The organism is Nonomuraea sp. CA-143628 (genome assembly GCF_050942315.1).
Lineage (GTDB): Bacteria > Actinomycetota > Actinomycetes > Streptosporangiales > Streptosporangiaceae > Nonomuraea.
Window position 1 is genome coordinate 7,345,234 of sequence record NZ_CP192072.1, and the last position, 21,504, is coordinate 7,366,737.

The 21,504-nt window shown below is 69.2% G+C and carries 16 protein-coding genes; 7 read left to right on the forward strand and 9 right to left on the reverse strand.

Annotated elements, in window-relative coordinates:
* The first annotated feature begins 86 nt into the window (after positions 1–86).
* The 3 genes from ACQP2T_RS33735 to ACQP2T_RS33745 all read left to right on the forward strand — a co-directional run bounded on the left by ACQP2T_RS33735 (position 87) and on the right by ACQP2T_RS33745 (position 3,648).
* Complete coding sequence (locus tag ACQP2T_RS33735) at positions 87–1,208, forward strand: MBL fold metallo-hydrolase (RefSeq protein WP_433508924.1); 1,122 nt, start codon at positions 87–89, stop codon at positions 1,206–1,208.
* Positions 1,190–2,479, forward strand: coding sequence for an MFS transporter (locus ACQP2T_RS33740; protein WP_433508925.1), 1,290 nt, complete (start codon positions 1,190–1,192; stop codon positions 2,477–2,479). Before ACQP2T_RS33735 ends, ACQP2T_RS33740 begins: the two co-directional genes overlap by 19 nt.
* A gap of 254 nt (positions 2,480–2,733) precedes the next feature.
* Positions 2,734–3,648 carry a pirin family protein gene (locus ACQP2T_RS33745; RefSeq protein ID WP_433508926.1) on the forward strand — a complete coding sequence of 305 codons (915 nt, stop codon included), beginning with the start codon at positions 2,734–2,736 and terminating at the stop codon, positions 3,646–3,648.
* Positions 3,649–3,873: 225 nt separating this feature from the next.
* Here ACQP2T_RS33745 and ACQP2T_RS33750 read toward each other — a convergent pair whose 3' ends face one another.
* Together ACQP2T_RS33750 and ACQP2T_RS33755 are read right to left on the reverse strand one after the other, a co-directional pair.
* Positions 3,874–6,288, reverse strand: a complete 2,415-nt coding sequence (locus ACQP2T_RS33750; protein ID WP_433508927.1) for a protein kinase domain-containing protein — start codon at positions 6,286–6,288, stop codon at positions 3,874–3,876.
* A gap of 61 nt (positions 6,289–6,349) precedes the next feature.
* Positions 6,350–7,516: an Lrp/AsnC family transcriptional regulator gene (locus ACQP2T_RS33755; protein WP_433519865.1), complete on the reverse strand. Its 1,167-nt coding sequence runs from the start codon at positions 7,514–7,516 to the stop codon at positions 6,350–6,352.
* Between the two features lie 136 nt (positions 7,517–7,652).
* On the opposite strand from ACQP2T_RS33755, the gene ACQP2T_RS33760 reads away from it, so the two are divergent.
* Positions 7,653–9,095, forward strand: a complete 1,443-nt coding sequence (locus ACQP2T_RS33760; protein ID WP_433508928.1) for an MFS transporter — start codon at positions 7,653–7,655, stop codon at positions 9,093–9,095.
* A gap of 66 nt (positions 9,096–9,161) precedes the next feature.
* Positions 9,162–9,569: a hypothetical protein gene (locus tag ACQP2T_RS33765; protein WP_433508929.1), complete on the forward strand. Its 408-nt coding sequence runs from the start codon at positions 9,162–9,164 to the stop codon at positions 9,567–9,569.
* Positions 9,570–9,909: 340 nt separating this feature from the next.
* Here the strand turns inward: ACQP2T_RS33765 and ACQP2T_RS33770 are convergent, their stop codons facing one another.
* From ACQP2T_RS33770 to ACQP2T_RS33795, 6 genes are all read right to left on the reverse strand, one after another.
* Positions 9,910–10,566, reverse strand: coding sequence for a hypothetical protein (locus ACQP2T_RS33770; RefSeq protein ID WP_433508930.1), 657 nt, complete (start codon positions 10,564–10,566; stop codon positions 9,910–9,912).
* A gap of 320 nt (positions 10,567–10,886) precedes the next feature.
* Positions 10,887–11,792: an ABC transporter permease gene (locus tag ACQP2T_RS33775; protein WP_433508931.1), complete on the reverse strand. Its 906-nt coding sequence runs from the start codon at positions 11,790–11,792 to the stop codon at positions 10,887–10,889.
* Positions 11,793–11,860: 68 nt separating this feature from the next.
* Positions 11,861–12,847, reverse strand: coding sequence for an ABC transporter permease (locus ACQP2T_RS33780; RefSeq protein ID WP_433508932.1), 987 nt, complete (start codon positions 12,845–12,847; stop codon positions 11,861–11,863).
* Complete coding sequence (locus ACQP2T_RS33785) at positions 12,840–14,453, reverse strand: sugar ABC transporter ATP-binding protein (protein WP_433508933.1); 1,614 nt, start codon at positions 14,451–14,453, stop codon at positions 12,840–12,842. The genes ACQP2T_RS33780 and ACQP2T_RS33785 overlap by 8 nt, the downstream gene beginning before the upstream one ends.
* Complete coding sequence (locus ACQP2T_RS33790; RefSeq protein WP_433508934.1) at positions 14,440–15,501, reverse strand: ABC transporter substrate-binding protein; 1,062 nt, start codon at positions 15,499–15,501, stop codon at positions 14,440–14,442. Before ACQP2T_RS33790 ends, ACQP2T_RS33785 begins: the two co-directional genes overlap by 14 nt.
* A 15-nt stretch (positions 15,502–15,516) precedes the next feature.
* Positions 15,517–18,027, reverse strand: a complete 2,511-nt coding sequence (locus ACQP2T_RS33795) for a PA14 domain-containing protein (protein ID WP_433508935.1) — start codon at positions 18,025–18,027, stop codon at positions 15,517–15,519.
* 229 nt (positions 18,028–18,256) lie between these two features.
* Between ACQP2T_RS33795 and ACQP2T_RS33800 the strand changes: the two genes are divergently transcribed.
* Both ACQP2T_RS33800 and ACQP2T_RS33805 read left to right on the forward strand, forming a co-directional pair.
* A complete protein-coding gene (locus tag ACQP2T_RS33800; RefSeq protein ID WP_433508936.1) occupies positions 18,257–19,057 on the forward strand; it encodes a DeoR/GlpR family DNA-binding transcription regulator in 801 nt (266 codons plus the stop codon).
* 74 nt (positions 19,058–19,131) lie between these two features.
* Positions 19,132–20,613, forward strand: a complete 1,482-nt coding sequence (locus ACQP2T_RS33805) for a sugar ABC transporter ATP-binding protein (RefSeq protein ID WP_433508937.1) — start codon at positions 19,132–19,134, stop codon at positions 20,611–20,613.
* Here the strand turns inward: ACQP2T_RS33805 and ACQP2T_RS33810 are convergent.
* Positions 20,610–21,452, reverse strand: coding sequence for an SAM-dependent methyltransferase (locus ACQP2T_RS33810; protein WP_433508938.1), 843 nt, complete (start codon positions 21,450–21,452; stop codon positions 20,610–20,612). The genes ACQP2T_RS33805 and ACQP2T_RS33810 overlap by 4 nt on opposite strands.
* Between the last annotated feature and the right edge of the window lie 52 nt (positions 21,453–21,504).

Consider the following 21,504-nt stretch of genomic DNA (forward strand, 5'->3'; position numbering starts at 1 on the left):
ATCGCGATATATCGTCGAAATCGGGAACATCGGAGATATCGCGATCAGTTGAGTGGTGTGGACCGACTTTCAGGGGAGTGTGAGCGATGGCGAGACTGCGGACGATACGACGGATTCTCGTAGGCGGGGCGGCCTTGGCCGCGGCGGGCTGGGCCCTGCGTGACGTACCCGCCGAGCTGGGCGTGCGGCCTTTGACCTCGGGACCGGACCGGGCGGCCAGGGTGCGGCGCTCTCCGCAGTTCAAGGACGGCGCCTTCTACAACCCGATGCCGGAACCCACCACCATGATGTCCGCGCCGCCCCCGGGCCTGCTGCGCGAGATGTCCAAGGACAGAGACCTGCGCCGCCCGTCCGGCCCCGTTCCGCTGCGCGTCCCGCCGACCGGCGACCCGTCGCCGACCGGGCTGAGAGCGATCTGGTACGGCCACGCCTCCACGCTGGTGGAGATCGAGGGGCGTCGGGTGCTGTTCGATCCGGTGTGGAGCAGACGGCCGTCGCCGTCGCAGCTTGTCGGGCCGAAGCGGCACCACCCGGTGCCCGTCCCGCTGAACCGGTTGCCGCAGGTCGACGCGATCGCGATCTCGCACGACCACTATGACCACCTCGACATGGGGACCGTGCGCACGCTCACCGCGACGCAGAAGGCGCCGTTCCTGGTGCCGCTGGGCATCGGCGCCCACCTGGAGCGGTGGGGCGTGCCCGCCTACCGGATCATCGAGCTCGACTGGGACGAGGAGGCCGAGGTGGCCGGGCTGCGCTTCATCGCGACCGCCGCCCGCCATTTCTCCGGCCGCGTGCTCACCCGCAACGACACGCTGTGGGGCTCCTGGGTGGTGGCCGGAGCGAGCAAGCGCGTCTTCTACGCGGGCGACTCCGGCTACTTCGAGGGTTACCGGGGCATCGGGTCGGCGCACGGCCCGTTCGACCTGACGCTGATGCCGATCGGCGCCTACAGTCCTTCCTGGCCCGACATCCACATGAACCCGGAAGAGGCGGTCAACGCCCACCTCGACCTGGGCGGCAGGCTGCTGTTGCCGGTGCACTGGGCGACGTTCACGCTGGCGCTGCACCCGTGGGCGGAGCCGGTGGAGCGGCTGTGGCGCGAGGCGAAGGCCCGCGATATCGAGATCGTGGTGCCACGCCCCGGTGAGGTCGTCGACACCGACGGCGCTCCGGCCGTCGACGGCTGGTGGGAGACGCTGGGCTGACCACCTTCGACCACACCCGGCGGGCCTGCTACGCCGGATATGTCACCCAGGCCATCGTCAACAACCTGGCGCCACTGCTGTTCATCGTCTTCCAGACGCGCTATCAGGTGCCGTACGAGATGCTGGGCCGCCTGGTCCTGCTCAACTTCGCCACCCAGCTCGTCACCGACCTGATCGCGGTCAAGGTGGTGGACCGGACGGGCTACCGGGTGCCCTTGGCACTGGCGCACGTGCTCAGCGTGGCCGGGCTGGTGCTGCTGGCGGTCGCTCCGTCGGCGCTGCCGTCGCCGTACACAGGGCTGGCCGTGGCGGTGGTGGTCTACGGGATCGGCGGCGGGCTGCTGGAGGTCCTGGTCAGCCCGGTGGTGGACGCCCTGCCCGCACCGGCCGAGCACCGGGCCGCCAGGATGAGCCTGTTGCACTCCTTCTACTGCTGGGGCCAGGTCGCCGTCGTGCTGGGCACGACGCTGGTGCTGGCCTGGATCGGCGACGCGGCCTGGCAGGCGCTGCCGCTGCTGTGGGCACTCATACCACTGGCCGGCCTCGTGCTCTTCCTGCGGGTCCCGCTGCCCGCGACGGTGCCCGAGGAGCACCGGACCGGGCTCGGGGCGCTGCTGCGGACCCCGTTCTTCGCGGCGGCGCTCCTGCTCATGCTCTGCGCGGGCGCGGCCGAGCTGACCATGTCGCAGTGGTCCTCGCTCTTCGCCGAGCAGGGGCTGGGCGTGGCCAAGGTGTGGGGAGACCTCGCGGGACCGTGCCTGTTCGCGGTGCTCATGGGACTCGGCCGGATCGCCTACGGTCTCTGGGGCAGCCGGATCCCCCTGCTGCCCGCCGTGATCGCCTGCGGCGCGCTGGCCACCGTCTGCTACCTCGCCGCCGCCCTGGCCCGGGACCCGGTGCTCAGCCTGATCGGGTGTGCGGTGTGCGGGCTGGCGGTCAGCCTGATGTGGCCGGGGACGTTCAGCCTGACGGCCGCCCGTTTCCCGTTGGGCGGGACCGCGATGTTCGGGGTCCTGGCGATGTTCGGCGACGCGGGGGCGGCGGCGGGTCCGTGGCTGGCGGGCGCCGTAGCCCAAGGCGGTCTGCTCGGCGACAGCGCCGTCGCTCAAGGGAGCCTGCTCGGCGACGGCTCCGGACTCCGTGCCGGGCTGCTGGTCGGCACCGTCTTCCCGATCGCGATCGTCGTAGTGGGCATCGCGCAGTCCCTCCTGGCCCGCCGCCGCACCTCCGCTCCCGCACCCGCACCCGCACCCGCACCCGCCGAAAACTGACCCATGCCGCCATATTCCGCCACCGCTCCCGCTCCAGCACCTGCTGAGTGCTGATCCATGCCGCCATACTCCGTCTCCGTCTCTCCTCCCGTGCCCGCAGCCGCACCCACCGAGAGTGACCCATGCCGCCGTACAGTGCCGTCGCTCCCGCATCCGCTGAGTGCTGATCCATACCGCCGTACAGTGCCTCCCGCACCCGCACCCGCCGAGTGCTGATCCATGCCGTCGTACAGTGCCGTCGTACAGTTCATAACGTGAGCAACCTGGAGCAGGACCCCGACGAGATCCGCTGCGGCGCCGAGAGCGGTGGTGAGACCGAGCTGCTCGCCGGGCGGGCGGTGCCGCTGGGCGGTCCGCGCGGCATGTCGGTGAGCAGGACGCTGCCCAACGCGCACCGCCGCATGATCGGCGCATGGTGCTTCGTGGACGCCTACGGCCCCGAGGTGGCGGTGATGCGGGTGCCTCCGCATCCGCACACCGGCCTGCAGACTGTGAGCTGGCTGGTCGCCGGAGAGGTGCTGCACCGCGACAGTGTCGGCAGTCTCCAGGAGGTACGCCCTGGCCAGCTGAACCTGATGACCGCCGGACGCGGCATCTCCCACTCGGAGGAGTCACCCGAGACGCTGCTGCACGGCGTTCAGCTGTGGGTGGCGCTGCCCGGCGCGGACCGGCGTACCGGGCCCGGGTTCGAGCACCACGCGTCACTGCCCGTCCGGTCCGGCGCCGGGTTCGACGCCACGGTGATCATGGGGTCCCTCGGCGGCGTGACCTCGCCCGCGACCACCTACAGTCCCCTGGTGGGCGCCGAGGTGGCCGTCGAAGGGAGCGCCGAGGTGCCGCTCGACCCCGGCTTCGAGCACGGGGTGCTGCTCCTCGACGGGCAGGTCGAGCCGCTGGAGGCGGGACCGCTGCTCTATCTGCCGCCGGGCCGCAGCGTGTTGCGGCTGAGCGGACGCGGGCGGGTGCTGCTGATCGGCGGCGAGCCGTTCGCCGAGGAGATCGTGATGTGGTGGAACTTCGTCGGCCGCGACCACGACGAGATCGTCGCGTTCCGCAAGGAGTGGATGGAGGGCGAGGGGTTCGGCGCCGTCGAGGGGTTCGACGGCGGCCCGCTCCCCGCGCCCGTCCTGCCGGGCACCCGGCTGCGGCCCAGGGGCCGCGTCCGCTAGTTTTCCGTTTCCCACACATACTGCCCGCCTTGCCACAGGTCAGCCGCTATGGCTGATCCAGCACTCGATGTCATCGGTGTTGCCCCGGACAGTGAAGTGCGGACAACAAGACCGGTTCCAGTGGCGTACAGAAAACAGGGCAAGATCCAGTGACGTGCGGTCAACAGGACCGGTTCCAGTGGCGTACAGGAAACAGGCTAGGTCCAGTGACGTGCGAAAACAGGGCTAGTTCCGGTGCGGGAAGGTGTAGATCACGTCCATGTTCGTGCCGTTCGTCGGCATCTCGGCCAGCAGGCGCACCGCGGTGCCCGCGAAATCGACCACCTGCACCTGCTGCTTCTCCGCGCTCGCGTCGGGCCTGACCCAGCAGACCAGGTGGCTGTCGTCGTACCAGGTGGCCAGGCCGGTGCAGGGCGACTCGAAGCGCTTCAGCTCGGCGCCGGTCTGGGTGTCGTAGACGCAGTTGTTGCCGTTGGCCAGACCAGGGCAGTTGGTGACGAACTGCTTGCCCGACGGCGAGAACAGCGAATCGGCAATGCCCGGTCCCACGTTCGGAATCCGGCGCAGCCGCAGCCCGTTCGCGTCGAAGAAGCGCAGCGCCTGCTGCTTGGCGTCGTTCGACAGGGCCACCACGCCCGTGTCGGACTGGTCGAACCCGTAGCGGATGCCGTGCAGCGAGCCCTCCCTGAGCGAGGCGACCGTGGCCTGCCTGGTGGCGACGGTCACGATCGCGAACCCGGTCGACTGCCAGACGCCCTTCACCGGGTTGCCGACGTTGAACAGCAGGCGGCCGCTGTCACGCGACCAGCCCTGCACGTACGCGCTGAGCGGCTGGCGCGAGGTCTTGACCGTGAACACCTCACCCGACACCTTGTCGGTGATCTTGACGCTGTCGTAGCCGTCGGCGAAGTTCTTGCCGCGCTGGGCCAGGTACCGGCCGTTGGGCGACAGCATGCTCTCCCACATGTCCGGATATTTCGTGAACGGTCCGGTCAGGGAGTCCCGGGCGTAGTAGATCCAGTTCTGAGTCTTGGCGTCGCGGACCATGTAGGTGGTGAGCCTGACGGCGTCGCCCGGATTCTCGTAGATGACCGCGTCGGTGCCGGGAAGGGTAGAGGTGACCAGGTTCGCGGTAGGAACGACCGCCGGGGCCGCGGATGTGGCCATGCCTTCGGCGCTCGGAGAGGAGGTCGGGGTAGGCGGGCCGGGCAGGTTGGTCAGCGCGACGGCCACCACGACGACGGTCGCGACGATGGCCACAGCCGCGGCGATCGCCGCCACCACGTAGCTCTTCTTCGCGCCCGCGCCCGATCGAGGCGGCGGCACCTGCGGGCCGGAGCCGTACTGCGGGGACTCCCCCTGCGCGGTCGGGGAGACCCACTGCGCTTGAGGGTGCGGCCCCGACCGTGCCTGCGGTCCTTGTGCTTGCGGGCCCTGTGGTGGCGCTCCTTGTAGCGGCGGTCCCGGTGGGATCGGGCCTTGGAGTGGTGGCCCGTACGGGTGCGCCGCCTGCGGTTGCGGCCCTTGGGGGTATGGCCCCGACTGCGCGTACGGAGGCTGACCGTATGAGGGTTGTCCATATGGGGGCTGCACGGGGAACCCTGCCCCCGGCTGGGACGGAGGCTGGGGCTGGAACGGAGGCTGAGGCGGAACCGAGGGGTGGGACGGGGGCTGCATGGGAAACCCCGACCCCGGCTGGGACGGAGGCTGGGATTGGAACGGAGGCTGAGGCGGAGCGGAGGGGTTGGACGAGGACTGAGGCGGAGCCGAGGGGCCGGACGGGGAGCCGCTGACCACGGCGGCCGCCTGCTGCAGCTCCGCGGGATTCGACGTGGGATGCTCCAGTAGTCGCATGATCACCTGCTCGGCGGTGGGCCGCCGGTCGGGGTCCTTCGACAGGCATGCGGCCACGAGTTCGCGCAATGGCCCGGTCAGCGAGGACAGATCGGGCTCGTTGTAGAGCACCTGGTCGACGATCTCCGGCACCGACTCCGCCTCGAACGGCCCGGTGCCCGTGGCGGCGAACACGATGGTGCTCCCCCACGCGAACATGTCAGCGGCCGGCCCCACCAGCTGCCCCAGAACCTGCTCCGGCGCCATGAACGCGGGCGTCCCCACCGGGGTGGAGGTGATCGTCGAGGTGGCGTCGAGCGCCTTGGCGATGCCGAAGTCGATCACCCGAGGACCTTCGCCGGCGAGCAGCACGTTGTTCGGGCTGAAGTCGCGGTGCACGATGCCCGCCTGGTGGATGGCGGCCAGCGCGGTGACGCTCCCGATGGCCAGCCGGTACAGGGCGGCGTCCGCGCGCGGCCCCTCCTCGGTCACCACCTGGCGCAGCGGCGGCCCCTCGACGTACTCGCTGACGATGAACGGCCGCTCCTCGTGCACCCCGGTCGCCAGTACCTTCGCGGTGCAGAACGGCGCCACCCGCTGCGCCACGGCCGCCTCCCGCGCGAACCGTTCGGCCGCGACCATGTCGCCCGCCAGGTTCGGCCGTAACCACTTGATGGCGGCCTGGTCGCCCTGCTCGTCGACGCCTAGATAAACGACGCCTTGTCCGCCTTCTCCCAGCCGTCCGCGGATCTCATAACCTCCGAGACCGGCGGGATCTCCTGCTCTCAGCTCACTCATCGACGGCATGACCAAATTATGGGCGTGCTTCTTGCGAATGACTTAACTTGCTCTGTCCGGAAATTTCGTGTCAGTACGGCATGGACGACGGTGCGCGCGTGCCCATAGGGACCAGTGGGCCCGCGGCCTTGACGGTGTGCAGCACGGGAGCCGTTTCGAGTGTGTGAATGGCGTCGAGGCCACCCAGCCGATGGGTGAGGTAATCGTGCAGATCGGCAGGGCTGCGGCAGAGCGCGTTGGCCAGCAGATTGGTCCGGCCGGTGGTGGCGGCCACCAGGGCGAGTTCACGGTGACCGGCCAGGGTGGTCGCGACGCGGTCGAGGTGCCCTGGCTGAACGGACATCCAGAGCAGGGCTTGGGTGGTGGCCCCGAGGGCTGCGGGGGCGAGCTCGACATCGAAGAAGATCGCCCCGTTGGCGCGGAGTTCGGCCAGACGGCGAGCGACGGTGGCTTGGGACAATCCGGTCGCCGCGGCGAGGTCTGCGTACGTGGCCCGGCCGTCGTGACGCAGAGCGTCGATCAGGTCGTGATCGACACGCGCCAGCGGCGGCCGACCGGCCGCCTGATCGGCCAGCCGACCGGTCAGCTGATCGACCGGCAGATCAGGCGGCTGACCGGCCAGCCGACCGGTCGACCGATCAGTCGGCGATGACTGGCGGGCCGACTGATGGGTCGACGGTGGCAGGTGGGCCGACTGATGGGTCAGTGATGGTCGGCGGGCCGGCGAATCAGTGTCCCTGGCCTGTGCGAGCCGCTGTTGCTGCTGTTCGGTGAGGGCCTCGAGGCGGCCTCGCCACCCGGTCGGCCCGCCCAGATAGGTGTGCAGCAGGCAGTGGGCGGAGACCGCGGTGATGCCGGCCCTTCGCGGGATGTCGTGCAGCAGCAGCGATGGTACGGCCTGCGCACCACTCGGCGCGTGGATGACGGCGAAGATCTCCGTACCTCCGGAGGCCAGTTTGACCCACGAGGTGTCGGCTCGCCGGGCCAGCGAATGCGAAAGATCTCGCACGGCGGACGGGGTGGCGGTGAGCCGGATCATCCACTGCGTCTGGCCTGCCCGGTCTGGGTTCGGGAGCCCGACCACGCGCAGCGCGGCCTCGGCGCGCAGCCGCCGATAGCGGCGGGCCACGGTCTGCGCCGAGGTGCCGATCACCTCGGCGATACGGCCGAAGGGGGCTCGCCCGTCAATGCTCAGGGCGTGGATCAGCCCTCGGTCCACATCGTCGAGCGTGAGCATTTCCCTCACATATCCGTCAGTCATGGAAGATAGTCGCCAACTCTACATTCCAGATGGAACAACTGACCTGGCCTCTTCCACGCTGGGACCCCGCCCGTCGACGGCGCGGGTTCGCGGAGTTGGAGAGGAACGTGGGATGTCGGTACATGTGTCATCGCCCCTGAGGGCGGCTTACCGGTGGCGGTGGGTGGCGCTGGCAGCGTTGCTGCTGGCCGAGGCCATGAATCTGCTGGACTCGACGATCGTGCAGGTCGCCACACCGGCGATCCGGGCCGACCTGGGCGGGTCGGCGTCGGACATGCAGTGGTTCAGCACGGCGTACACCTTGCCTTTCGCCCTGCTGCTGATCACCGGGGGCCGGCTGGGCGACATCGCCGGTCGGCGGCTGGTCTTTCGGATCGGTGTCGCGGGGTTCCTCGCCGCGTCGCTGGCCTGTGCCCTGGCGGACTCGGTCGGCGCGCTGATCTGCTTCCGCGCCGTGCAAGGCGCCGCGGCCGCGGCGATCATTCCGCAGACCATCGGCCTGATCCGCGCCATGTTCGACGGCGAGGAGATGTCCAAGGCCTTGGGCAGCATCGGTCCCGTCATGGGTCTGGCCGCTGTCTGCGGGCCCATTCTCGGTGGCGTGCTGACCCAGGCCGACCTGTTCGGCTCGTCATGGCGGTCGGCGTTCCTGGTCAACGTCCCGCTCTGCGTCGCCGTGCTGGCCGTCGCGCCGATCCTGATCGAGGACCACGCGCCGCGGCGACCGGGGCTCGACCCCGCGGGCACCGCACTGGCGATGCTCGGCGTCTCTCTGATCGTCTACCCCCTGATCGGGCCCGGGACCGCGCACATGCCGACGGGGAACTGGGTGGCCGTCGGCATCGGCCTGGCGGCGGTCTTCGGCTTCGGCCTGCAGCAGCGACGGCGAGCCGGGCTCGGCCGCAGTTCGCTGGTGGAGACCAGCCTGTTCGCGCACCGCGCCTTCCCGGCCGCGCTGGTGACGTCCGCCCTGTTCTTCGCGGTGACGACCGGGCTGATGTTCGTCGTGGTCCTGCACCTGCAGCTGGGAGTGGGCGCCGACGCGCGCACCGCGGGTCTGACCATGACGCCTTGGTCGGTGTGCCTGGCGGTGTCGTCGTGGGTGGCGGGCGCGTATCTGGTTCCTCGCTACGGGCGGCGGGTGATGTTCGCCGGACTCGCCACGCTGGGGGTGGGCATTGTGGCCGCCATCGCCGTGTACCACGCGGCCTCCCCCACGACTTATCCCATGCCGTTGCTCGGCGCCCTGGGAGTCGCGGGTCTCGGCGTCGGAGTGTTCACCCCGTCGTTCTTCACCGCCGCGCTGCAACCGCTCAAGCCTCAAGAGATCGGCTCAGCCGCCGGCCTGCTCAACGCGGTCCAGCAACTCGGCGCCACGCTCGGCGTCGCCGTCCTGGGCAGCGTCTACCTGAACGGCTCCATGACCGGCTCGCCTGGGGGTGCGATCCAGGTGACCTGCTGGGTCGCGGGTGGCTTGCTCGTGGCGAGCTTCCTCTCCGCTGCGGTTATGACGAGGGCCGAGCCGCGGTTACAGGATCTTCAATCCCGGGAGTAAAGATGTCCTTCTCGATCTCGACTTGTGACGCAGCGTGAAGTATTGATCACCGATAGTATTCTCGGCATGACAACCCTCCAGGAGCTGGAGATCCGGGTGACGCGCCTTGAAGAGCGCTCGGAGAACCAGCGAGAAGACATCCAGGTCATCGGCTCAGAGGTCTCCAAGATCCTTCTGACTCAGGACGAGATCCTGAAGGTCCAGCGTACGCACACGCAGAAAATCGACGCACTGGACAACAAGTTCGACAAGCTAGACGAGAAGTTCAACGAGCTCGCCACGGTGGTGGGCGGGCACGGTGAGACGCTAGCCGGGCACACCCAGACGCTAGCCGAGCACGGTCAGATACTGGCCGGGCACACCCAGACGCTAGCCGAGCACGGTCAGGCGCTGGCCAAGCACACTCGGATGTTCGAGACGCTGTTCGCCCACTTCGGCATCCCCCTCCCCGCCGAAGAGCACCAGCAAAACTAGTGCGGCGACCACGATCGCTCGCCGAGCAGTTCGCCACACGACCGTCCCGATGCCCGTGACGGCCCATGGTGGCTGGGGTCCTTTTCGCGGAATACCCCTTCGGGGGACAGGAAGCAGACGGCCCGTCGTGGCACAGTCCCTCTGAACGGATACCTCCCCTGGAGGAGGGGAAGAAGACGGCTTGTCGCGACACGGCCCCATGGAGGAACACGCCTCCGGGAGCCGAGGAATAGCCGGGGTTCCCATGGAGGGATACGCCCTTCGGAGGAGAGTAAGAACGGATAGCCGGCTTCGTCTTATGGCGCCCGGGGCCGGGAGGCCCCGGGCGCCAGGTCGGCCCTTACTTGTCGGAAAGCTTGTGGCCGCGGAAAATCGGGTGGTCGGTCTCCCAGTAGCGCCAGCCTTCGATTCTCGATGGAATGTCGGCGATACCCGTGGCGATTCTGACCTCGGCACAGTTGTGGAGCCGGGCCCACTGACCCCAGCCGATGCGGTAACCGAAGACGCGGTACCACATGTTTCCGTACTTGCCGGCGCTGATGTTCTGCGTGTAGTCGTGCCCCGTGAAGATCATGTGCCTCTTCTCGAGGTGTGGAGTGACCTCCCTGGTGAGCGCGCGGAGGATGTCCTCGGTGGTGACCGTGCTGCCGACCGTCTTGGCGACCGAGTCGGAGAGCGATTTGGTCTTGATCTTGTCGGCCTCCACGAACGCGAGCACCTCATACTCGTGGTGGACCGAGACGGTCATCGAGCCGCCGGGGCCGTCGGTGTATCTGGTGCGAGGAATGAAGAAGTTGTGGGGCCTCAGGGAGTGAGCCCTGACGAAGGTTCCCGGCTCGCAGCCGTTCCCGCTGTCGGTCAGGACCGTCCTGTGGAATTTGTGGAAGAAATGGTGGTGGCGGTGGAACCGATGGTCCGGCACCGGATCGGCGTTGGCCGGGAGGGTGGTGATGCCGGCGAGGGCCACGGACAGGGGAGCTGCCACGGCCAGCGTCATCCGTCTTCTGGCCCGCCGCCTCGCCGGGCGGGTCGGTGTGCCTGTGGCGTCGGCTCTCGGAGTATGCGTGAACATAGAGGTACCGTTTCTTTTGGAGCGCGGCCAGCGGTCGCGGCTAACCCATTGGCCGGAAGACGGCCCATTCCTGCCCGCTGAGCAACCCAGCGTGACGATAAAGATGCTTACAGTCACAACCGGGCTCCCCTCGACGCCACGCCGAAAAGGACTTCCCCGGACAGGGAAAGCAAAGGTGAATAAAGCCTCAGCATTGACTGTCTCGGTTCGAGAGGACACGGCACCAGACTCGGGGTTACGCCCCACTACGACAGCCGCTGCGCCTTGCTCAGCAGCCGCTGCGCCACCACCACCAGCGCCAGGAACGCCCCGCTGACCACCTGCTGAAAGGCCGACGTCAGGTTCCCCACCTGGTTGATCAGGCTCTGGATCACGCCCAGCAGCAGCACCCCCGCCACCGTCCCGGTGATCCCGCCCGCGCCCCCGGTCAGCAGGGTGCCGCCGATGACGACGGCGGCGATCGCGTCCAGTTCCAGGCCGATGCCCAGGATCGTCACCCCGGACGAGAGCCGTGCCGCGTTCAGCGCGCCGGCGAGGCCGGCCAGCAGCGCCGACATCACGTACACGGTCACCTTGGTACGCGCCACGGGCACGCCCATGAGCGCCGCCGCCTGCTCGTTGCCGCCGATCGCGTAGACGTTCTGCCCGAAGCCGGTGCGTTGCAGCAGCACCATCGCGGCCAGCGCCAGCGCCGCGGTGATGTACACGGGGTACGTCAGGCCGAGCAACTCCCCCTGCCCCAAGGACGCGAAAGCGGGATTTTTCACCAAATAGGTGGTTGCGCCCTCACCCGAGATGGCGAGCATCAACCCCCGCACACCCAACAAACCAGCCAATGTCACGATAAAAGGAGCCATACCGGTGCGAGCTATGACCAAACCCTGCAGCAAGCCGACGATCCCGCACGCGCCCAGCGGCAGCCCCAGCGCCACGAGCAAACCGTACTGGGACCCATAGGCCGCCAGCACCCCACCCAGCACGAACAGCGACCCCACCGACAGGTCGATCCCGCCGCTGATGATCACGAAAGTCATCCCGATCGCGATGATCGCCAGGAACGATGACGAGACCACCACGCTGGCCGCGTTCCCCGCCGTGGCGAAGGAGTCGAAGGCCACGCTGCCCACGATCACCAGCAGCGCCAGCACCATGAGCGCCCCGTGCTGCTGGAGCACCCGGCTCACTTGCTCACGTCGCAAAGAAGCAGAAGAAGCGGAGGTCATCGGTTCGCACGCTCCCTGGTGGCGTAGACGGCGGCCAGGATGATGACCGCCTGGACCATCTGGGTCCACGACTGCGGCAGATTGTGCTTGATCAACGTCGCCGCGAGCAGCTGCATGAGCAGCGCGCCCATGACCGTGCTGAGCACCCTGATACGCCCGCCGGTGAGCGGCGTGCCGCCGACCACGACCGCGGTGATCGCCGACAGCTCGATGAACAGGCCGAGCGACGTCGGGTCGCTGGCCTGCAGGCGGGCCGTGGCCAGCACCCCGGCCAGCGCGGCGAGCAGCCCGGAGATGACGTACACGATCAGCAGCACCCGTTTGACCGGCAGCCCGGACAGCTCGCTGGCCGACCGGTTGCCACCGATCGCGACGACCTGGCGGCCGAACGTCGTGCGCCGCACCACGAACAGCACGATCAGCGTCAGCCCCGCGGCGATCAGCACGATGACCGGGATCCCGGCCACCGAGCTGCTGCCCAGCGCGATCAGGTCCGGGTTGCGGAACTCCACGAGCTGCGGCACCAGGACGTTGGCGATGCCGCGTACGCCCACGAGCAGCGCCAGGGTGGCCACGATCGGCTGGACGCCCACGTAGGCGACCAGGGCCCCGCCCGCCGCGCCGACGACCGCCCCGCCGATCACGGCGACGATCAGCGCGGGCAGCGCGCCGTACCCCAGGTAGAGGGCGACGAGCGCGGCGGCCAGCGCCATGACCGAGCCGACGGACAGGTCGATGCCCTGCGTGCCGATCACCAGCGCCATGCCCAGCGACACGATCACGATGGGCGTGACCTGGACGAACTGGGTGCGGAAGTTCGAGGCGTCGAGGAAGTGCGGCGTGAACAGCACGTTGAACAGCAGCAGCGCCAGCACGGCCGCGTACACGCCGTAGTCCTGCACCCAGGCGAAGATCCGCGGTTTGAGGTCTGCCATCGACATCGCCCCGTTCGGAGGCGCCGGTTTCGAGGTGAGCTCAGTCATCGGGCCACTCCCGGATCATCGCTGTCGAGTTCGGTCGCCGGGCTGCCCCGCGATCGTCGCCGTCGAGGTGAGCGCGGTCATCCGCGATCGTTGCCATGATCCTCTCCTCGGTCACCTCGTCGCCGGTCAGCTCCCCGACGACCGCGCCCTCGCGCAGCACCAGGATGCGGTCGGCGCCCTCGACCAGTTCCTCCAGGTCGGAGGAGATCAGCAGCACGCCCAGCCCTTCCTCGGCCAGCTCGTCGATCAGCGCCTGCACCTCGGCCTTGGCGCCCACGTCGATGCCGCGGGTGGGCTCGTCGAGCAGCAGCACCTTGGGGCGGACGGCCAGCCAGCGGGCCAGCAGCACCTTCTGCTGGTTGCCGCCGGACAGCTCCGACACGAGCTGGTTCGGCGAGGCCGCCTTGATGCGCAGCCGCCGCATGAAGATCTCGACCATCCGGTCGATCTTCGCGTCGGACACCACGCCCGCTTTGGCCAGGGCGGGCAGGGCGGCCAGCGCGATGTTCTCGCGGACGGACAGCGTCGGGACGATGCCTTCGGCCTTGCGGTCCTCGGGCAGCAGGCTGACGCCCGCCCTGATGGCCGCGGTGGTGGAGCCGCCGCGCAGCGGCAGCCCGGCCACGAGCACCTGCCCGCCGTCGAGGGGCATCGCGCCGACGATGGCCTTGGCGGTCTCGGTACGGCCGGCGCCGAGCAACCCGCCGAGACCCACGACCTCGCCGGGCCGTACGGACACGTCGATCCCGTCCAGGACGTGCCGCCGCGTGAGGCCGCGCGCCTCGACGGCCGGTGGCTCCTGGCCGTCGGCGGCGCGGTGGCGGTCGCGGGAGAACCTGGTCAGGCCGTCCGCCTTGACCTCGTTCAGGTCGCGGCCCAGCATGAGCGAGATGAGCTTGAGCCGGTCCAGCCCGGCCAGCGGCCCGGTGTGCGCGACGCGGCCGTCGCGCAGCACGGTGACCCGGTCGCACACCTGGTAGAGCTCGTCGAGCCGGTGGCTGACGTACATGACGGCGATGCCCTCGTCGCGCAGCCGCCTGATCACCCCGAACAGCGTCTCGACCTCGCGCGGCTCCAGTGACGAGGTGGGCTCGTCCATGATGACCACGCGGGCGTCGACGGCCACGGCCCTGGCCAGGGCGACCATCTGCTGGGCGCCGATGCCGAGCGTCCGCAGCGGCCGCCGGACGTCGGTCTCGACGCCGTAGCCGGACAGGACGCGGGCGGCTTCGGCGTACATCTTCGTGGCGTCGATGACCCCGAATCGGCCGCGTGGCTCGCGGCCGAGCAGCAGGTTACGGGCGACGCTCATCATCGGGACGAGGTTGACCTCCTGGTAGATGGTGGAGATCCCGGCGCGCTGCGCGTCGAGCGGCGTGCCGAAGGCGGCGGGCGCGCCGTGGTGGCGCAGCTCGCCGCCGTCGGGATGGTACACGCCGGTGAAGACCTTGATCAGGGTGGACTTGCCGGCGCCGTTCTCCCCCACGAGGGCGTGCACCTCGCCGGGGAGGAGGGCGAGATGCACACCGTCGAGAGCGAGTACGCCGGGGAAGCGCTTGCTGATCCCCTTCGCCTCGAGAACCGCTGCCAACTCAGTACGCCTCACCGAGGGAGTCCTTGGCGTTGGACGTGTCGTAGTCGCGGTCGGAGATGATCACCTTGTCGGGGATGGCCTGCCCGTCGAGGAACTTCTGGGCGGTCTCGAAGGCGAGCGGCCCGAAGCGGGGGTTCGACTCGATGACCGCGTGCAGCCAGCCGTCGGCGATGCCCTGGACGGCGCTGCGGGTGCCGTCGACGGACACGATCTTGATGGTGCCCGCCTCCTTGCCCGCGCCCTTCAGGGCGGTGACGGCGCCGAGCGCCATCTCGTCGTTCTCGGCGTAGATGCCGTTGATGTCGGGGTTGGACTGGATGAGCTGTTCGGTAACCTGCTGACCCTTCTCGCGGGCGAACTCGCCGGTCTGCTCGAAGGAGATCGCGATGCCGGGGGCCTTCTCCTTGATCCGGTCCTTGAACCCGTTCGTCCGCTCGGTGGTGACGTTGTTGCCGGGCGCGCCCAGCAGGATGGCGACCTTGCCCTTGCCGGCGAGGGCGTCGATCATCCGGTCGGCGGCCCGCTTGCCCTGCTCGTAGAAGTCGGAGCCGATGAAGGTCAGGTAGTCGCTGCACGCCTTGGCGTTGATCTTCCTGTCGACCGTGATGATCGGCACCTTCTTGGCCGCGGCCTGCTGGAGCACCGGCTCCCAGCCGTCGGAGTTCAGCGGCGCGATGACCAGCAGTTGCGCGCCCTGGGCGATGAGCTGCTGCACGTCGGTGATCTGCTTGGAGAACTGCGACTGGGCGTTGGTGACCTTGAGGTTGGCGATGCCGAGCTTGGCCGCCTCGTCCTTGATCGACTTGGTCTCGGCGATGCGGAACGGGTTGGCCTCCTTCTCCGACTGGGAGAAGCCGACGGTGGCCGTCTTGAGGTCGAACTTCTTGCCGCCGAACTGGTCGAGCGTGCACGTCGGCCCGGCCGTGCCGCTGGGGCTCTGCACGACCTGCTGCCCGGCCGTGCTGGTGGCGGCGGGCGCGCTCTGCGGTGCCTCCGCCTTGGCGCAGGCCGACGCGGTCAGGAGTACGGCCAGCGCCAGGCAGGCTGTCCGGAGATTCATGGGGGTTCCTTCCTATCAGGCGCAGGCCGGGGTGATCTGCCCGGTGAGCGCCCGGTTGGCGGCGCTGACCCGCTCCACGTCGGGCTTGGTGACGGCTCTGTCGTAGGTCATGAGGCCGTTGAGCTCGGTCTCGACGTCGGTGGTCTGGGTGTAGATGGCGGCGCTGAGCTGGTCGCAGGCGTGCAGCTTCTGGAGCTCCTGGATCATGCCGACGTAGCGGGTGGTGAGGGCCGCCGGGTCGGGCTCGACCGCGTAGCCCCAGCCGCCACCCGACCACGTGTGGCCGATGAGCGGGAGTCCCAGGCCGCCGTACTCGCCGATGACGACCGCGCGGGTACCGGTGGGCTTTCCGGGGACGCCGGGGCCCGGGTAGATGTGGTAGTCCTTGACGTCGCCGTTGCCGCCGTCCTGGGCACCGCAGCAGTTGATGCCGCTCATGTTGTCGACGAGCCGCGAGGGGTCCCAGCCCTTGACCAGGTCGGCGATGCGTGCCTGGTCGTACTGGCCCCAGCCCTCGTTGAACGGCACCCACATGACGATCGACGGGACGCTGCGGTGCTGGTCGACCATCTCGCGCAGCTCGGCCTCGAACTGGGGCTTGTCGCTCGTCCTGAACATGGCGGGCATGTCCTGCCAGACGAGCAGGCCCAGCTTGTCGGCGTGGTAGTACCAGCGGTCGGATTCGACCTTGGTGTGCTTGCGTACGGTGTTGAAGCCGAGCTTCTTGGTCTGCGTGAGGTCGTACTTGAGCGCTTCGTCGGTGGGGGCGGTGTAGATGCCGTCAGGCCAGAAGCCCTGGTCGAGGGGGCCGAGCTGGAAGACGGGCCGGCCGTTGAGCAGCATGCGGTTGTTCTTCAGCTCGATGGAGCGCATCCCGAAGTAGGACGAGATCTCGTCCTTCTTGGTGCGGACCTTCAGGTCGTACAGGAAGGGCTTGTCCGGCGACCACAGCTTGGGGTTCGGGACCGGCAGCCTGAGCTCGGTGCCGACGGGGCCGGTCACGGTGCCCACGACGCGGTGGCCGTCCTTGGCGACCACGGTGGCCGTGCCCGCCGCGCCCTGGACGGTCACGCGCAGCGCCTGGCCCGCGACGTCGGGGACGGTGTCGACGCGCTCGATGTGGTCCTTGGCGACGGGCTCCATCCAGACCGTCTGCCAGATGCCGGAGACGGCGGTGTACCAGATGCCGCTCGGGTCGAGCCGCTGCTTGCCGATCGGCTGCGCGCCGGAGTCGGTCGGGTCGGCGACGCCGACGACGAGCTCCTGCCGGCCACCGCGCCTGAGCGCGTCGGTGACGTCCACGGTGATGCGGTCGTAGCCGCCCTTGTGCGTGCCGACCTGCTTGCCGTTCACGTAGATCGTGGCGTCCCAGTCGACCGCGTCCAGGTGCAGGAGCAGCCGGTCACCGCTCCACGAGCGCGGCACCTCGAACGTCCTGCGGTACCACATGCGGTCCTCGTGGCGGCCGATGCCCGACAACTGCGACTCCACCGGGTACGGCACGACGATGCGCTCGGCCAGGTCGCGACCGGTCGGCGCGGCCTCACCCTGCTTGGCGGCGGCGAACTGCCAGACGCCGTTGAGGCTGCGCCATCTGTCCCTGACCAGCTGGGGGCGGGGGTACTCGGGCAGCGGGTTCTTCGGGTCGACGTCCTTGGACCAGCGGGTGCTGAGGATGTACGTGGAGTCGTTGAGGACGTACGCGTACGGGAAGGCCGCCACCGGCGTGCCGTCGGCGTAGCTCAGGCCGGTGCCGTCATAGGTTGCGCGGAGTGTGTTGCCCGCCTTTGCCGGAACCGGATATTGCAGCTTAAGCACCACCGTGTCCCGATTTTTCAGGGCTATGGAGGCTATGGGCCATTTGGTGCCTGCGACCGTCAGCGCCAGGTGGTCGGTCAGAGCCGTAGGCAGCGAGCTCAGGGGCTTGGCGAACGTCAGCGTGGCCAGGTCACCGGAAGCGCCGACCGACGCGGCCGCCGGACCGGGCGGGTCGAACCCGTCCGGCAGCGTGAACGCCGCCGCCGGCACCGCGGCCTTCGGCTGGCTGGCGCTCTGCCAGCGCAGGTGCAGATTCGCCCCGCCGAAGTGCTCGAAGTACTCGACCTTGATGTCGTAGTCCTTGCCCGCCTCCAGCGCGATGGGCGTGCCCACCTGCTCCCTGTCCCAATCGTCCACCCAGTGGTCGATGACGGCCTTGCCGTCCACCCAGAGCCGGAAGCCGTTGTCGCCGATGATCGAGAAGGTGTACGTCTCGGAGTACGCGGGCCGGATCTTGCCGGTCCACCGGACGGTGACGTCGTCCTCCCGGCCGGCCAGCAGCTTGAACACGGGGTTGAGATCGCCCTGTTCGAGGCTCGGGTCCACGACACTGGCCTTGAGTTCGCCGAAATCGAACGCGCCGGGCGCCGAGGCGAGGTAGTAGTCGCCGCGCAGCCCGTGCCGTTCGGCCGCGGCGCCCGCGGGGGTGGGAACCTGCCATAACACGGCCAGCAGCACGGCGATCATAGCCGCGAGTGACTTTCGCACGGAGTGTCCTTTCACGCTGGGGGGCGGAGGGAGCGAGCGGAGGACCGCGAGATGACGACCGGGCAGACAAGACGCATTGGCATGTCCTTCGATCAGGATCGGACAGGTTATGACCCTGCCTGGCTCCCAAATAAGCACCCGTGGACCGAGCCGGTCAAGATTTCCGATCAAATTCGTTCTCATATGATCAGAGGTGAGCCGGAGTTGAGCATTCGACTATGATCGGGACGTGAGCGACACGCAGAGCGACGGCCGACGGCCGGTGTTCGCCGCAGAACGCCGGCAGCGCATCCTCGAATTGGTGCGCGCCAACGGCGCCGTGTCCTTGCGCGAACTCGCCCAGTCCGTGCACTCCTCCGAGGTGACCGTCCGCCGCGACCTGCGCGCGCTGGAGTCGGAGGGCCTGCTCAACCGCCACCACGGCGGCGCCACCCTGCCCGGCGAGCTGTCGCGGGAGGCTGGCTACGCGCACAAGGTCTCGCTGGAGTCCGCCGAGAAGAGCGCGATCGCCGACCTCGCCTCGGCGCTGGTCGAGGACGGCGACGCCATCGTGATCGGCCCCGGCACCACCACGCAGGAGTTCGCCCGCCGCCTGACCAGGCACGCCGAGCTCGCCGTGGTGACCAACTCCCTGCTCGTCGCCCAGGTCCTGGCCGGCTCGCCGCGGATCGAGGTGATGCTGACCGGCGGCACGCTGCGCGGCACGATCCTGGCCCTGGTGGGCAGCGCGGCCGAGCACTCGCTGTCCGGGCTGCGGGTGCGCCGGGCGTTCATCTCCGGCAACGGGCTCACCGCCGAGCGCGGCCTGTCCACGCCCAACATGCAGGTGGCGGGCGTCGACCGGGCGCTGGCCGCGGCGGCCGAGGAGGTCGTGGTGCTGGCCGACCACACCAAGATCGGCGTCGACACGATGGTGCAGACCGTCGCCGCCGAGCAGATCGACCACCTGGTCACCGATGAGGGCGCCCCGGGCGACGTGCTCGACGAGCTGAGCGGCAGGGGCGTCAGACTGCACGTCGCCCGGATCTGATCGAATGTGACACTTCTGTTACTGGATTGTTTCCTGCCGCGACCACGATCGAGGCGGAGGCAACCGTGCTGCAGGTGGCTGGAGTTCTCAAGACGTTCCAGGGCGTGACCGCGCTCGACCACGTCACGCTCTCCGTGCGTCCCGGCGAGGTGCACGCGCTGATCGGCGGCAACGGCGCCGGCAAGTCCACCCTGGTCAAGGTGCTCTCCGGCGTGTGCCAGCCGGACGCGGGCCAGCTGCGCTACCTGGGCGAGCCCGTCAGGTTCGGCAGCCCGGCCGAGGCCAGGCGGGCCGGCATCGCCACCATCCACCAGGAGACGAACCTCGTCCCGACCATGAGCGTCGCCCGCAACCTGCTGCTCGGCCGGGAGCCGCGCGGCCGCCTCGGGCTGATCGACTTCACGGCAACCAACGCCCGTGCCGAGCGGATCCTGGCCGAGTACGGCCTGCGGACCGACGTCCGCAGACCCCTGGGCACGCTGGGCGAGGGGGCCAGGCAGCTCGTGGCCCTGGCCAGGGCGGCCACCGCGGACGCCCGGCTGGTCATCATGGACGAGCCCACCTCGGCACTCGAACACGCCGAGCTGGAGACGCTGTTCGGCGCGGTGGCCCGGCTGCGTGACGAGGGCCGCTCGGTCGTCTACGTCACCCATCGGCTGGAGGAGCTGTACGAGGTCTGCGACCGCGTCACCGTGCTGCGTGACGGCCGCGTCGTGCACACCGGCCCGCTGGCCGGACTGGATCGGCTCCGGCTGGTGTCGCTCATGCTCGGCAGGCCGTTCCACCCCGTCGAGGAGCCGCACTCCGCCGCCCAGCCCGACGAACCAGGCGACGACCCCGTCCTGGAGGCGAAGGGGCTCACCCGCCACCACGTGCTGGACGGCGTGTCGCTGGCGGTGCGCGCGGGCGAGGTCGTCGGCCTCGGCGGCCTGCTCGGCGCCGGACGCAGTGAGACGGCCAGGGCGATCGCGGGCGTCATGCCGGTGGACGCGGGCCAGGTGACCGTGGCCGGGGCGGCGGCCCGCAAGTGGTCGATCAGGAGCGCCATCCGCGCCGGCGTCGGCCTCGTGCCCGAGAACAGGAAGACCGAGGGCATCATCCCCGCCCTGTCGGTGCGCGACAACATCGCCCTGGCCGCGCTTCCCCGGCTGTCCCGCGCCGGAATCGTCTCCGACGCGCAGATCGACGGCATCGTGGCCACCTTCATGAAGCGGCTCGGCATCAAGGCCGTCTCACCCCGGCAGCCCGCGGGCGAGCTGTCGGGCGGCAACCAGCAGAAGGTGCTGCTGGCCCGCTGGCTGGCCATGCACCCCAAGGTGCTGCTGCTCGACGAGCCGACCCGCGGCGTCGACGTGGCCACCAAGCTGGAGATGCAGGCGCTGCTCGACGAGCTGGCCGTCGACGGGCTGGCCATCCTGCTCATCTCCTCGGACGTGGCCGAGCTGGCGGGCAACTGCGACAGCGTGGTCGTCCTGCGCGACGGCGCGATCAGCGAGCAGCTCAACGGCGCCGAGGTGACCGAGGACCGCCTGCTGGCGGCCCTGGCGAAGGCTTAGCTCCCCGCCGGGCGCTCAGGCTTGGTGGCCACGATGATCGCGTACCCTACCTCCGGCGTTTCGATGAGCCGGGCCACGAACGGCGGCGGCTCGATCACGCCGTCGAACTCTGGCAACTCCTCACGCAGTCCGGCGATTCTCTCGACGACGCGACGCAGTGTCGGAGACATCGTGTGTTCGGAGATGTCGATGATCTCTCTCAGCGCGAGTCCGCTGTCCGCGATGAAGCCGGGATAGTTCCGCAGCGGGATGATCGAGTCGATGTGGGAGTCGTGATAGGAAGCCTCCAGTCTGCCGCGCCGCTCGTCAGTTAGGGGGGCGCGCTCAACCAGGTTGGCGATGACCAACACCCCACCGGGCCGCAGTACGGAGTAGGCCTGGCGGAGCACGCGCGCCTGGTCCGGCATGTGCAGCAGTGACTCGAAGAGCCAAGCGCCGTCGAAGGAGTCCGGCTCGAAGGGCAGCTCCAGCGCGTCGGCCACCTGGAACGTCACCCGATCCGCCAGCCCTTCGTCCTTCGCCAGACGGGAGCCCAGCTCCACTTCCTTCTCGCTGATCGTCACGCCGACGACATCCACCCCGGCGGTCCGAGCCAGGGCTATCGCCGGCCTGCCCGTGCCGCATCCGATGTCGAGGATCCGCCGGCCCTTGCTCGCGTCCAGCTTGTCGATCATCAACTCGGTCAGGCGTTCGGAGGCCGCTTCCAGCGAAGCCCCATCCATGGGGTCGTCCCAATAGCCATTGTGCAGGCTGCCTCCCATGATCTTCTCGATCATCTCCGTGGTCCGGTCGTAGAGCTGACCGATGGTTTCCTGGCGCTGGCTGGATGTCGGCGTCACTGGAACGATCCCTTCCTGGGGTTCATGGAGACGGAAACCCGGCACCCGCGGT

What these genes read in the sequence shown, in the direction of transcription:
- ACQP2T_RS33735 (WP_433508924.1), top strand. Translation starts at nt 87, where the DNA reads ATGGCGAGACTGCGGACGATACGACGGATTCTCGTAGGCGGGGCGGCC.
- ACQP2T_RS33750 (WP_433508927.1), bottom strand. Translation starts at nt 6,288, where the DNA reads ATGCCGTCGATGAGTGAGCTGAGAGCAGGAGATCCCGCCGGTCTCGGA.
- ACQP2T_RS33755 (WP_433519865.1), bottom strand. Translation starts at nt 7,516, where the DNA reads ATGCTCACGCTCGACGATGTGGACCGAGGGCTGATCCACGCCCTGAGC.
- ACQP2T_RS33760 (WP_433508928.1), top strand. Translation starts at nt 7,653, where the DNA reads ATGTCGGTACATGTGTCATCGCCCCTGAGGGCGGCTTACCGGTGGCGG.
- ACQP2T_RS33765 (WP_433508929.1), top strand. Translation starts at nt 9,162, where the DNA reads ATGACAACCCTCCAGGAGCTGGAGATCCGGGTGACGCGCCTTGAAGAG.
- ACQP2T_RS33770 (WP_433508930.1), bottom strand. Translation starts at nt 10,566, where the DNA reads ATGACGCTGGCCGTGGCAGCTCCCCTGTCCGTGGCCCTCGCCGGCATC.
- ACQP2T_RS33775 (WP_433508931.1), bottom strand. Translation starts at nt 11,792, where the DNA reads ATGGTGCTGGCGCTGCTGGTGATCGTGGGCAGCGTGGCCTTCGACTCC.
- ACQP2T_RS33780 (WP_433508932.1), bottom strand. Translation starts at nt 12,847, where the DNA reads ATGACTGAGCTCACCTCGAAACCGGCGCCTCCGAACGGGGCGATGTCG.
- ACQP2T_RS33790 (WP_433508934.1), bottom strand. Translation starts at nt 15,501, where the DNA reads ATGAATCTCCGGACAGCCTGCCTGGCGCTGGCCGTACTCCTGACCGCG.